Origin of the sequence: Cellulomonas hominis (assembly GCF_014201095.1) — a bacterium.
Taxonomy (GTDB): Bacteria; Actinomycetota; Actinomycetes; order Actinomycetales; family Cellulomonadaceae; genus Cellulomonas; species Cellulomonas hominis.
Genome location: NZ_JACHDN010000001.1, coordinates 2136519 through 2149585 on the forward strand (window position 1 = coordinate 2136519; position 13067 = coordinate 2149585).

The 13067-nt window shown below is 70.9% G+C and carries 7 protein-coding genes and 1 riboswitch; of the genes, 1 reads left to right on the forward strand and 6 read right to left on the reverse strand.

Annotated features, from left to right (window positions below):
- Positions 1-46: 46 nt before the first annotated feature.
- From HNR08_RS10035 to HNR08_RS10055, 5 genes are all read right to left on the reverse strand, one after another.
- Positions 47-460, reverse strand: coding sequence for a hypothetical protein (locus HNR08_RS10035; protein WP_146840530.1), 414 nt, complete (start codon positions 458-460; stop codon positions 47-49).
- A 614-nt stretch (positions 461-1074) separates the two neighbouring features.
- On the reverse strand, positions 1075-2790 hold the full coding sequence (gene lnt / locus HNR08_RS10040) for an apolipoprotein N-acyltransferase (protein WP_246803190.1): 1716 nt from the start codon (positions 2788-2790) through the stop codon (positions 1075-1077).
- Between the two features lie 437 nt (positions 2791-3227).
- The gene (locus HNR08_RS10045; RefSeq protein ID WP_168431284.1) at positions 3228-4355 is read right to left on the reverse strand and encodes a prolipoprotein diacylglyceryl transferase family protein; all 1128 of its coding nucleotides are present in this window, start codon (positions 4353-4355) and stop codon (positions 3228-3230) included.
- A gap of 297 nt (positions 4356-4652) precedes the next feature.
- Entirely contained in the window at positions 4653-4934 is a 282-nt protein-coding gene (locus HNR08_RS10050) for a metal-sensitive transcriptional regulator (RefSeq protein WP_246803191.1), read from the reverse strand.
- 43 nt (positions 4935-4977) lie between these two features.
- Positions 4978-7770 carry a heavy metal translocating P-type ATPase gene (locus tag HNR08_RS10055; protein WP_146840533.1) on the reverse strand — a complete coding sequence of 931 codons (2793 nt, stop codon included), beginning with the start codon at positions 7768-7770 and terminating at the stop codon, positions 4978-4980.
- A 639-nt stretch (positions 7771-8409) separates the two neighbouring features.
- On the opposite strand from HNR08_RS10055, the gene HNR08_RS10060 reads away from it, so the two are divergent.
- Positions 8410-11415 carry a Na+/H+ antiporter subunit A gene (locus HNR08_RS10060; RefSeq protein WP_183834986.1) on the forward strand — a complete coding sequence of 1002 codons (3006 nt, stop codon included), beginning with the start codon at positions 8410-8412 and terminating at the stop codon, positions 11413-11415.
- Positions 11416-11902: 487 nt separating this feature from the next.
- Here HNR08_RS10060 and HNR08_RS10065 read toward each other — a convergent pair whose 3' ends face one another.
- Positions 11903-12688, reverse strand: coding sequence for a C40 family peptidase (locus HNR08_RS10065; RefSeq protein WP_146840675.1), 786 nt, complete (start codon positions 12686-12688; stop codon positions 11903-11905).
- A riboswitch (cyclic di-AMP (ydaO/yuaA leader) is annotated at positions 12687-12866 on the reverse strand. Its footprint overlaps the gene before it by 2 nt.
- Positions 12867-13067 lie beyond the last annotated feature (201 nt).

A 13067-nucleotide genomic window follows, 5' to 3' on the forward strand; every position in this document is an offset into this window, starting at 1 on the left:
GATCAGGGCGCTCGGGCGCCAGCTCGATCCGGCGGGACGAAGTCTGCTAGTGATGCGCGTCGTGCTCGGCAGGTGTCACGGGCGAGTCGGGGGTCTCCACGGGATCGCCGCTGATCAGAGGCCCGACCACGGTCGTCGAAACGACGAAAGCAGCGGCGAACACCAACAACGCCACCCCTGGCGCCCACCAGGAATTGAAGCGACGACGAAGTCTGATCAGCATGGGAATGGAGGCGATCAGCCCGAGGGCGCCGAACAGTGCGGTGCCGCCCGCACCCGCCACGAGCGCAGTCCCGACCAGCGGGCCGATGTGGTGCAGAACGTGAGGAGCCAGGCCGACGACGACACCCGTCACCCCGGTGACCGCCGTCCAAGCCGCGCGCAACGGACGACGCTTGGGTGAGGCTTCAGCGCGCTCGTCGATCGTGATGGCGCTGCGCTCGAGCTCTGGCTCTGTCATGCGTCCATCGTCTGTACGCTTCGCCGGGCGTCCGGTCGAGCCGCGATGAAGATCCCGCTAAGGATCCGTTGACTGGTGTCTGTCTCGTGCCGGGTTCAGTGGAGGCTGGGAACTGACGCGACGGCAGCCGGGGCCGGGTTGTGCCGGTAGTGGTTGTCCTCGAACACGGTCGGTAGGACCAGGCCGATCTCGCCGTGCACGCGTCGGCGGTGGAACCAGTCGGTGTACTCGGCGTTGGCGACCTCGAGATCGTCGATGCTGCGCCAGGGGCCACGGTTGCGGACGAGCCGGCCTTGAACAGCGAGTTGAATGCCTCGGCGAGGGCATTGTCGTATGGGTCGCCGGTCCAGCCGACCAAGGACGCGCTACGCAGGATCGCGTTCGACGTGCGCAGCTCGCGGTTCTCCCGCTCGAGTTCGGCGGTCCGCTGCGCATCGCTTGTGCCCGGCCCAGGTCGCTCGCCGGCATCGATCTCGCCCAGGTGACCCAGTTGCGCAGCGTCCCGGGGTTGATCCCCAGCTGCTCGGCGACCCGAGCTCTACGTGCTGCAATGACCCTCATCCTTCCCAGGATTGAGAGCCTCTGTCAGACCCGGCACGAGACGGTCCGGCGCCTCAATCGCTCTCTTGCGGGTGGCTTCGCGAGTGACCCCCGGCATGAGCATCGACTGGTGTGCCGTCACTCGCGCTGCTGCGGTGTCTCCAGAGTCGCCGGTTCTTCCTCGAGGAGTCACGCCTGCTCGTGCGAGATGCGACGACGCCCGCCACGAACGCGATGACCGACAAGACGACCGCGGTCGTCACGGGGATGTCACCGAGCCGGTCTGCCGGTGTCAGGCTGGTGCGTAGCGGCAGCTGTGCGGTCAGTGCATCGCCGGTGAACAGGTTCGTGCGCTGTTGGACCGTGCCGTCGGGTCCGACGATCGCCGAGATGCCGACGGTGGAGACCTGGACCGCGGCCCTGCCGTGCTCGACCGCGCGCAACCGGGTCATCGCGAGCTGCTGGGTGGCCTCGGCAGTCCAGCCGAACGAGGAGTTGTTCGTCGGCACCACGAGCAACTGTGCGCCTTCGAGCACGGCCGTGCGAACGACGTCGTCGAACGCGACCTCGAAGCAGATCGGGGTTGCCAACTGAACCGTGCGACCAAGCCGCGGCACGGTGAGCGGCACGACCGCCGGCTCCCCGCCCGGCAAGGCGTCCGTGCGGACGCGGTCGACCTCACGGGAGAACAACCTGATCAGCCCCCGGACAGGGATGTACTCGCCGAACGGCACGACGCGCTGCTTGGAGTAGTCGAACACGGGGCCGCGACGGGGTTCCCACAGCAGCATCTGGACGTGACGGCCCGCGGGCAGGCGGTGGTCGGCACCGAGCAGGATCGGGGCGTCGATCCTCGCGGCGACCCGATCTACCTCAGCGGAGGCTTCGAGGTCTACCCGCGGATCGATGTCCGTAGCGTTCTCCGGCCATAGGACGACGTCGTACTCCCCGGGGTCTGCGTCGTCGAGCAGGGCGACCGTACCGGCGACATGGTTGTCAAGAACCGCGCGGCGCCGATCGGTGGGCGCTGCACCTTCCTCGGGGACGTTGCCTTGAACGGCAGCCACGCGCAAGGTCCCGGACTGCGCCGCCGTGGAGAAGGGGATAGCTGCGGCCAACACGGGCAGCGCAGCCACGAGCACCGTCGTCGCGGCCGCTCGTCGTCGATTCCCCCGGCGCAGCGTCGACCAGGCGGCTGCGACGAGGAAGCCCGCGAGCGCGACCCCAGCCGACACCAGCGGCGCCCCGCCCAGCCACGCCAGTCCTAGCAGCGGTCCGTCGGTCTGCGAGAACGCCAGGCGACCCCAAGGAAACCCGCCGAACGGCCAACTCGACCGCAACTGTTCGCCGGCCACCCAGGTGACGGTGAACGCCAGCGCTGCCGGCGGCGTGCGTCGCAGCCACGATGCGCGCCGGGTGATGGCCCACACTGCGCACACCACACTGATGATCGCCGACTGGATCCCGGCGAGCGCCAGCCAGGGGAGGGTCCCGGCCGCGGTGCGCGCCCACCACAGGTGCGGCGCGAAGAAGGCAAGTCCCCACACCAGCCCAACGAGCGCAGCCCACCCCGCACTGCCCCGACGTAGTGCCAAGACCAGCAACGAGACTCCGACAGTCGCGAGCGGCCACCACGAGCGGTCGGGGAAAGCAGCCTCGGTGAGCAGGCCGCCGACTGCGGCTTGGGCCAACCCGAGCCACCGGCGCCCTGCGTCGGCGGGCGTGACCATGACGAGGCGGGCGGCCAAGGGAGTGCCGCCGACCTCGCCGGGAAGCAGGTTTTGCGTCATCAGTACTGCTTGACGACACCACGACCGACGACGGCGCCACCGAGAGTCGCACGCAGGCATCGCTTGATCGCCAGACGCCGAGGGGTGAGCACCCCGTCTCGCTGCAGCGCAGGAGATGGCCGATGCCGCGCACGGCTGGTCGCGTGCGTGAGGGCCTCGCGGCGGGTGTGCCCCGATTCCGGCCCCTGCGTCGTAGCGCGACCAATGAGCGCTACTGCCTGTCGAGACATCCGAACCCTCCTGAACGGTGGTCATTGCCGATTGACGCGATGGCGGGGATGCGCACGCGCGCGGGTTTCGAGACGTTGCGGTCGGGTGCTGCCGAGCGGAAGGTCTGGTGGTCGACACGGGCGGCCCGAGCCGTCCGCCAGAAACGGGTGCCGGCCGAAACCGCGGACCCCGGCCTTGCGGGTGGTGCAACTGCGATGGAGCGGTGGCTAGGCCAAGCTGAGGACAGCGGCCGACACGATCAGAACTGTGGGAGCGACGATCAGCATCACGGTTCGTCCGTACCTGGTGAGTCTGCGAAGCCCTCGCAGGGGAAACAGGATCTGACGCACGAGGACATACGCAGCGAGACCCCCGAGGAACAGGAGGCCCGCCGACGCTTGCGGGGCCAGGCCGGCGATGAGCCCGGTCACCAGGGCGAGGAGCGCCGCGCTCGACGACTCCAGGAGCTGGACGGGGACCCGTCGCATGCCAATGCGACGATCCGAGGACCACAGGCCCCAGCGCGACGTGGTCGGCACGCCAGCGCAGCACCCAGCGAACAAGCAGCCCAGACGACCGACGGCTTGACCGAGGAGTAGAGCGGGGATGGAGGCGTCCAGCAGGTGCCCCACACTCACGCCCGATGCCCACCCTCCCAGCACGAACACCGCTACCGCGGTGATGATGAAGCCCTGCAGGCTCAAGCCGGTCAATCCGGCGACCCTGCTCTCCCTGGAGTGGGTGAGCACGTAGTAGACCTTCGCGCCGAACAATCCGAGAGCGCCGGCCGCGAGCGCCAGGAGCAGGACGCGAACGGTGACCAACCCGTGCACCGGCGCCAGAAGGCCGAGGACCGCCAGGCCGAGGACGAACCCCAGACCCACCATCACGGGCCACGAGCCGGGCACGACACCGGGAGCCAGAGCGAGTGTCGCCGGGGCGTACGCCGACCGGCCCACCTTCTCGACGGTCGGGAGCCGCACCGCCTTGGAGGTGTCGCCGCCTCGCGGGGCGGCGACGGCTTCGGCCCTGACCTTCCAGCGCCCCGCACCCTTGCCCGATATGCGCTGGGTCACGGCGACGGGTCCGTGCTCGGCCCGGATGTCGCGAAGCCTCGCCACGACCTGGAAGTCGTCCGCGTCGCCGCGGTCACCGACGACGTCGAGTCGGCTGCCCGTGAAGCGCATGGCCACGTCGTACGGCTCCGGGCCGGCCGGCGGTGTGAACCAGTAGCTGACACCGACAGCCTGGGGTTCGACGTCCGCGACGGCCCCGACCGGCGAAGCGACGAACTGCAGCGTCGTCGCGGGGTTCGCGACCCCGGACAGCCGCGCGAGCCTCGGAGTGTCGATCAACGGCGTTGGAGTCGGGGCAGGTGCACGCACCGCCGGTCGCTGTCGTGCAGGCTGCGGCGCCGGGACGACGCGGAACGCAGATCCACGCAGGTCCAGCCTCGGTCCCTCCGGGGTGGGGTATGTGGCAGGGGCGGACCGCGCGGCGTGGCGTTCCGTCGCCACGGGGCGGGGTCGCTTCTTCTTGGGCATGGCCTGCTCCAGGGGTTGATCCGTGCCAGGGCGGGGCCGGCAGCACGCGCCTCGGCCGGTCGGGTCGTGCGTCCGCCGTGCACCGTGGTGGCGTGACGGGTCGGCCGGTCAGCTACGGACTAGTCGGGCGATGGCGGCTGAAGCTTCCTGCACCTTGTCGTCGTGGACGTTGCCGCCGACCTGGGCGGCCTCGGCCAGGCAGTGGTGCAGGTGGTCATCGAGCAACAGCAGACCTACCGATTGCAGCGCCCGCGTCGTGGCGGACACCTGGGTCAGGATGTCGATGCAGTACGCGTCGGAGTCAACCATCCGGGCGACTCCGCGAACCTGTCCCTCGATTCGGCGCAACCGGGCCAGGAGGGCGTCGCGCTCCGTCGGTGTGGCGGTCATCTCCATCCCTCCTGGCCCGAAGCTGCCGGTCTCGACGAGGTGGTCAGTGCGACGCGGCGTGCGAGTGGGAATAGCGGGGCGGGTCCGCATCGAAGGCCGCCGCGCACCCCGGAGAGCAGAAGTAGAACGTCATGCCGTCGTGCTCTCGGCTGGCGGCGGCGCTCTTCGGGTCGACGGTCATGCCGCAGATCGGGTCGACGGCCGTAGCGTCGTGCTGGTGGTGTGCCATGGGGATCTCCTCTTCGTCGTGGTCGCGCCCGATCTCGACCACCGGGTCGGTGGCCGAGACGATGGTGTCGTCCGTCGTTGCGACGGACCGGGGCGTGAACCGGCGCAGCCGGTTGGCGTTGGTGACGACCGACAGGGACGACAACGCCATCGCCAAGGCGGCGATCACAGGGCTGAGAAGCAGCCCGAACGCGGGGTAGAGCACGCCGGCTGCCACGGGGATGCCGATCGCGTTGTACCCGAAGGCGAAGCCGAGGTTCTGGCGGATGTTGCGCATGGTGGCGCGGGACAGGTCGATGGCCGTCACGAGACCGCCGAGGTTTCCTGAGATCAACGTGATGTCGGAGGACTCGATGGCCACGTCGGTGCCGGTGCCGATCGCCGAGCCGACGTCCGCCTGGGCGAGTGCTGGTGCGTCGTTGATGCCGTCACCGACCATCCCGACAACTCGCCCCTCGGCCTGCAGCCGCTTGACCTCGCGGGCCTTGTGCTCGGGCATCACCTCGGCGACCACGCGGCTGATGCCGACCACGCGCGCGATTGCCGCGGCGGTTGCCCGGTTGTCGCCGGTCATCATCACGACCTCGATACCCCGCGCGCGAAGATCCGTGATCGCTCGCGCCGAGCCTTCCTTGACCGGATCGGCCACGGCGATGACCCCGGCGGGGCGTGCGTCGACGGCCACGAGCATCGGCGTCTTGCCCTGCCCGGCCAGCCGGTCCAGGTCACCAGTCAGACTCTGCGGTTCGACGCCGGCCTCGGTCAGGAGCCGCCGGTTGCCGACGAGCACCTCGACCCCGCCGATCCGGGCCCGCACTCCCTGGCCCGTCACCGACTGGAATGAGGCGGCAAGCGGAACGTCCAGTCCGCGGTCTCGCGCGTCGGCGACGATCGCGGCGGCCAGTGGGTGCTCCGAGTCGCGCTCGGCGGCGGCAACCAATGCGAGCAGCGCGTTTCTCTCGAACCCCGCCGCAGGTAGCACGTCGGTGAGAGCAGGAGCACCCTGGGTGATGGTGCCGGTCTTGTCCAGGACGACGGTGTCGAGCCTGTGGGCGGTCTCCAGCGCCTCGGCGGAACGGATCAGGATCCCGGCCGTCGCCCCCTTGCCGGTGCCGACGGTGATCGACAGCGGAGTGGCGAGGCCGAGCGCGCACGGGCAGGCGATGATCAGGACCGCGACCGCGGCGACCAGAGCGAACACGCCCGAGGGCGCAGGCCCGACGAGCCACCACACCACGAACGTCCAGATGGCGATCGCGATGACCGCAGGCACGAAATACCCGGACACCTTGTCGACCAGGCGCTGGATGGGCGCCTTGGAGCCCTGCGCCTCGCGGACGAGCTTGATGATCTGGGCGAGCATCGTATCGGCGCCGACCTTGGTGGCCGTGTACCGGAACGAGCCTGTGGTGTTGATCGTCGCACCGATGACCGGGTCACCGGTGGACTTCACCACGGGGATCGGCTCGCCGGTGACCATCGACTCGTCGACAGCGGACCGCCCGGAGACCACTTCCCCGTCGACCGGCAGCTTCTCACCGGGGCGGATCGCCACGGTGTCGCCGAGCATGACCTGCTCGACGGGCAGCTCCAGCTCCCGCCCGTCGCGCACGACCCGAGCGGTGCGTGGCTGCAGGCCGATCAGCGCCCGGATCGCCTCGCCCGTGCCGGCTTTGGCCTTGGTCTCCAGAAGTCGGCCGAGCAGGATCAAGGTGAGGATGACGCCGACGGCCTCGTAGTAGACCTCGCGCGAGTCCTCGGGCAGCACACTCGGGGCGAACGTGACGACAAGGCTGAACCCGAACGCCGCGATCGTGCCCAGGGTGATCAGGGAGTTCATGTCGGCGGTCCGATGGGACAGCGCCAGCCATCCCGTTCTGTGGATTGGCCATCCCGTGTACACCATGACCGGGGCGATCAGGAGCAGCTGGAGCCACGGCCGCATCAGCAGGTCGGGCACCCACGTGGCGCCGAACAGCTCGTGGGCCATGACCGCGACCAGAACGGGGAAGGTCAGTACCGCACCGAAGAGCACACGGCGTCGCAGATCGGCGATCTCGGTGGCGCGCTCAGCCGCCTCGCCGTCCTCCGGCTGACCCTCGCTCGGCACACTGGGTGTGCCCCGCCCCTGTGGCCCCGTCTCGCCGGCCGGAACGTCTCCGGTCGGGTGGTGCGGCTGCGCCTCGGGTTCGACGACGGCGGTCGCCGTCGTCGAACCCGAGGTCTGCGAAGCGCCGCGAGAGCCTGCGACCACCTTCACGGTGCCGCGAAGCATGTTCATCCCGCACGCAAACCCGTACTCGCCGAGCTCGAGAGGGGTGAACTCCACCGCCGTGGTGGCATAGGCGCGCAGGTCCTGGTTGACCTTGAAGTCCGGGAACACCACCCGTGAGGAGCAGTCGCCGGCCTCCTGTCGGTCGAACAGCAGACGCACGGGTACACCTTGCTCCACCTCGATGACGTCGGGGCTGTAGCCGCCCTTCACGGCGACCGTCAGCACCTGCACGCCGCCTTCGGCTACAGCCCGGCTCGACGAGCGTGGACCGAAGAAGTACCAGCCCAACACTCCGGTCAGCACAACCGCGATCGCGATGACGACCACATCCATGACCGTCCGACCTCCTCTCGACCTCCGCCTCCTGCCGGCGGCAAGTGGCCCCCCACGAGCGAGGCGTGCCGTCGGCGCGCAACCTCCGGAGCCATACCCCGTGGGGGTATTTCACGATAGGCGGCCGCGTGCTGCGGTCCTGCTGCGCGGCGATGGAGATTCGATGAATCCGCGGTACCGACTACTCGTGCATGAGACTCGGGGACGGTCCGCCGGGGGAACACCGGCAGGTCGATGCGACTGCCGCGCCGCCGGGCCGCGCACCGTAATCGGTCTGTGTCTGCTCGGAGCCCACCACTGCCTACAAGGGCGGCGCTTCCTACAAGGGCGGCGCTTCGCTCGGCGCCGCCGCGCACCCTGCGACGGAGCCAGAGGACTCTTCACATGGACTTCATCGGAGCTGAAGAGCGACTCGATGCGGTGACCTTACGGTCAGGACCGTTGACCGGGCCGGTTGCTCGGTGACGGGGCCAGTCGTTGAGACGAGCCCAGCGTCCGGCGGGTGTTCACGGACCACGACTCGCTTGTTCCAGTGTCCCGACCGCCGCCCGCCGCCCGCCGTCCCGCCTCGAGCGGTCGCGGGCCCGGACCCGGCGCACCGACCGACCGACCACCCGCCCACGACAGGACGGAGCGGACGTGCTGCAGCTCCTCGCGGTGCACCTCCTGGCTGCCCTGGTCGCGCCTGCGCTCGTCGCGTGGATCGGCCGGAAGGCGTTCTGGGTGCTCGCGCTGGCGCCGGCGTCCGCGACGGTGTGGGCCCTCTCGCTCACCGGCCGCGTGATGGACGGCGACGGGCCGACGCAGACCGTCGAGTGGATCCCCGGGCTCGGGCTCGACCTCTCCTTCCGGCTCGACACGCTGTCCTGGCTGATGACCCTGCTCGTCGGCGGCGTCGGCGCGGTCGTGCTGGTCTACTGCTCGGCGTACTTCAAGGCGCACGCGAGCGGGCTCGGCCGGTTCAGCGGCGTGCTGGTCGCGTTCGCCGGGGCGATGCTCGGCCTGGTCACCGCCGACGACACCCTGCTGCTGTTCGTGTTCTGGGAGCTGACCACGGTCTTCTCCTACCTGCTCATCGGGCACTACCACGAGCGCAAGGCCAGCCGCCGGGCGGCGATGCAGGCGATCGTCGTCACGACGGCCGGCGGCCTGACGATGCTGGTCGGGGTGATCCTGCTCGGCGAGGCCGCGGGCACGTACCGGCTGTCGGAGACGCTCGCGGACCCGCCGCACGGCGGCATGGTCACCGCGGCCGTGGTCTGCCTGCTGGTCGGCGCGGCCTCCAAGTCCGCGCTGATCCCGCTGCACTTCTGGCTCCCCGCGGCGATGGCCGCGCCGACCCCGGTCAGCGCGTACCTGCACGCCGCCGCGATGGTGAAGGCCGGCGTCTACCTGGTCGCGCGGTTCGCCCCGGCGTACTCGGAGCTCCCCGCCTGGCGGACGATCGTCGTCGTGCTCGGCTGCGGCACGCTGCTGCTCGGCGGCTACCGGGCGCTGCGGCAGCACGACCTCAAGCTCGTCCTCGCGTTCGGCACGGTGAGCCAGCTCGGGCTGATCATCCTGCTCGTCGGGTACGGCACGAAGGCGACCGCGCTCGCGGGCCTCGCGCTGATCGGCGCGCACGCGATGTTCAAGGCCGCCCTGTTCCTCGTGGTCGGCGTGGTGGACGCCGCGACCGGCACCCGCGACCTGCGCCGGCTGTCCGGCGTCGGCCGCGCGCTGCCCCTGACCGCCGCCGCGGGCGGGCTCGCGACGCTGTCGATGATCGGCGCGCCGCCGTTCGCCGGGTACGTCGCCAAGGAGGCCGCGCTGGAGGCGCTGGGCCACGACGGCGACCCGCTCGGCGTCGTCGTCCTGGTCGCGGTCGCGGTCGGCTCGGCGCTCACCGTGGCGTACGGCCTGCGGCTGTGGTGGGGCGCGTTCGCCAGCAAGCCGGTGCTGTCGCCCGCGGCCGTGCGCGCCCTCGCTGCCGCCCGCGACGCCAAGGACCCGTCGCGGGACGTCAAGGAGCCGGTCGACCACTCCGCGCACCCCGACGACGAGCGCGCCGTGCCGGCCCCGGTCGGGCGCCCGTCGCTCGTGCTCGTCTGGCCCGCGATGCTGCTCGCCGTGCTCGGCCTGGCCGTGGCGCTGCTGCCGGGTCTCGGCGAGGAGCTGCTCGCCCCGCAGGCTGACGCGTACCCGGCCGGCGAGCCCGGCCACCTCCTGCTCTGGGGCGGCTTCACCCCGACGCTGGCGATCACCGCCGTCGTGCTGCTCACCGGCGTGCTGCTGTTCGTCGCCCGCGGCCCCGTCGAGCTCGCGCAGGCCGCGGTGCCGCACGTGCCCGAGGCGGACCGGCTGTACCGCCGCTTCATGCGCCGGCTCGACGACGTGGCCGCCGACGTCACCGCGTTCACCCAGCGCGGATCTCTGCCGGTGTACCTCGGCGGGATCCTGGTGGTGTTCGTCGTCACCGTCGGCGTCCCGCTGGTCGCCTGGAACGGGATGCCGGCCGAGACCCGCGTCTGGGACCGCCCGGCGCAGGCCGTGGTCGGGGCGTTCGTCGTGGTCGCCGCCGTCCTGGTCGCCCGCGCCCGCCGCCGGCTGAAGGCGGTCATCCTGCTCGGCGTCTCCGGCTACGGCGTCGCGGCCCTGTTCCTGCTGCACGGCGCCCCGGACCTCGCGCTGACGCAGGTGCTGGTCGAGACCGTCACCCTCGTGGTGTTCGTGCTGGTGATGCGGCGCCTGCCCCCGTACTTCTCCGACCGGCCGCTGGTCGGGTCCCGGTGGGTGCGCCTCGGCATCGGCCTGGCGTTCGGCCTCACCGTCGGCGGGCTGGCGCTCGTGGTGCCCGGCGCGCGGGTGCACGCGCCGGTCTCCGTGGACTTCGCGGAGGAGGCGTACTCCTACGGCGGCGGCAAGAACATCGTCAACGTGACGCTGGTGGACATCCGCGCCTGGGACACGATGGGCGAGATCTCCGTGCTGCTGGTGGCCGCGACCGGGGTCGCCTCGCTCGTGTTCCTCCGCAGGCGGTCCGGGGCGATCTTCCGCGCCGGCGACGCCCCCGAGTCCCGGCAGGTGTGGGGCGGCGGCGAGGACCCGATGGCCGCGGTGCGCCGGCCGGTCGCCGAGCGGCCGTCCTACCGGTCCCGCGAGTGGCTGCGCGCCGGACGGACCCTGGCGCCGCGCCGCCGGTCCGTGGTGTTCGAGGTCGTGGTCCGGCTGCTGTTCCACACGATGATCGTGTACTCGCTGTTCTTGCTGTTCTCCGGGCACAACGCCCCCGGCGGTGGGTTCGCGGCGGGCCTGGTCACCGGCATCGCGCTGATCGTGCGGTACCTGGCCGGCGGCCGGTACGAGCTCGGCGAGGCGGCCCCCGTGCAGCCCGGTCTGCTGCTGGGCAGCGGCCTGTTCCTGTCGGCGGGCGTGGGCCTCGGCGCGCTGATCTTCGGCGGCTCCGTGCTGCAGTCCTGGATCATCGACATCGCGATCCCCTTCATTGGCCCGACGAAGGTCGTGACGTCGTTGTTCTTCGACGTCGGCGTATACCTCGTGGTCGTCGGCCTAGTGCTCGACATCCTGCGCAGCCTCGGCGCCGAGATCGACCAACGCGCCGAGCGGTCCAGTATCCGCGATCACGTGGAAGGACCTACCGGGTAGCGCAGAGCCTCCGCTCCACCGGCGGCGTGAGGGTGGCGCGAGCAGCGCAGGAGTGTGTCGAATCGCGGCCAGCGGAGCGCGTGTACTCACCTGCACCCCTTTCGGGGTCGCCTCACACCGGCTCCTGGTACGCGGCAACCGCATCGAGACACCCGTCGACACCGACGGGGGACCATCCGTTCCGGGCACTGGGCTGTCCGCCGGCTCCCGTGCTGGGCGCTCGGCCTGATCGCAGTGCCCTCCGCCTTCGCAGTCGGTACACGCGCCCGAGGGCCCGCTGCACAGCACGGATAGGTGACAACGGCTCGCAGGCGGCGAGTGCGCCTGAGTGGCCATGATCGTCCAGTGCTTTGTTCGGGGGTCAGGCGTCCGAGGCGGAACTGAGGCCGGCGGTGGTGGCACGTTCCGTTCGATCGAGGTGATGATCGCCAGGCGCCGCCTCGCGATCAGGCACGCCCCCGCAGCCGCGGCGAACAGGGGGCCTTACTTACCCCACGCGGATGAACACCGGAGACGACTGCCAGATCTCCCGGATCTGCACCGCCTTGCCCGGCACCGGGGCATCGACCTGCAGGTTGCCCCCGGCGAAGATCGAGATGTGTCCCGGCGACCAGATGAGGTCCCCTGGCTGGGCCTGGTCCCGCGGCACCTCAACCCCTGCGTAGCGCTGAGCCGCCGACGTGCGCGGCAGCTTCATCCCGACCTGCGCGTACACGTAGGACGTGAATCCCGAGCAGTCGAAGCCGCTCGGTGTGGTTCCGCCCCACACGTAGGGCACGCCCACGAGGCTCGATGCCGCCTCGACGATCGCGCTGCCATTCGCGCTGGACGGCGCGGGCGCCCCGATCTGGGGCGATGGGACAGACGCCTCGTCCCGAGCCGTGCTGCGCGTCGCAGCCGGGGCTCGCTCAGGTTCCGGCTCCGGCTCGGGGGTCGGCGGTGGCGTCACCGCCGTGGCAACCGGATTGTCGAACGTCCAGGTGGCCTCGGCCGGCGTTGCGACGACCGGCGTGGACTCGATCGCCGCTCTGGCCGCCGACGTAAGTCGTGCAGTGTCCAGCGGCGCGATCCGGCTCTCGTGGTGGGAGGGCATCGTCGCGGACGCCGGGGTTGCCACCAGCGAGACGACCATGCCTGACGTCGCGACGGCGACTCCGGTGCGCCGCCCAGCGGAGGACAGACCGGAGGCGGCCGCGGCCTGTGCGTCGGTCCAGGGGGTTCGGGTGCGCCCGACCGCGCGGTGGCGCGCTCGGGTGAAGGGGCGTGCGGGCATCGACGACTCCTGCTGCCTGCGAGGTGAGCTGTCGGGTTCGGGCCGGAGCAGCCCGGCCGGTCCGTCGGGACCGGCTTCACCCCAAGGGCACGACGTGCCCGTCCATCCTGGTTCCCCCGCTCCTGCCCGTGCGGTCTGCGAGTCGTCGAGCAGCGGCAGGACTCGGCGTTCTGCTCGACCCACCCAGTCGGCGCCTGGGTGGCGACGATGCTAGGCACGAGCAGCGGGTGTGTCACCGCCCGCGCGACTCGCGCCGAAGCAGGGGGCACGCTTTGCGACACCCGCACGGGCACACGTCGCTCCGATAAACGCACTGGTCACGGGCGCTCAGGACGACCGGGCGCGACCGTGCGCTCCGACCGCGACCTGCGACGATCTT

Excerpts from the sequence above, each read along its gene's own strand:
- HNR08_RS10035 (WP_146840530.1), bottom strand. The coding sequence starts at position 460 with ATGACAGAGCCAGAGCTCGAGCGCAGCGCCATCACGATCGACGAGCGC.
- lnt (WP_246803190.1), bottom strand. The coding sequence starts at position 2,790 with ATGACGCAAAACCTGCTTCCCGGCGAGGTCGGCGGCACTCCCTTGGCC.
- HNR08_RS10050 (WP_246803191.1), bottom strand. The coding sequence starts at position 4,934 with ATGACCGCCACACCGACGGAGCGCGACGCCCTCCTGGCCCGGTTGCGC.
- HNR08_RS10055 (WP_146840533.1), bottom strand. The coding sequence starts at position 7,770 with ATGGATGTGGTCGTCATCGCGATCGCGGTTGTGCTGACCGGAGTGTTG.
- HNR08_RS10065 (WP_146840675.1), bottom strand. The coding sequence starts at position 12,688 with ATGCCCGCACGCCCCTTCACCCGAGCGCGCCACCGCGCGGTCGGGCGC.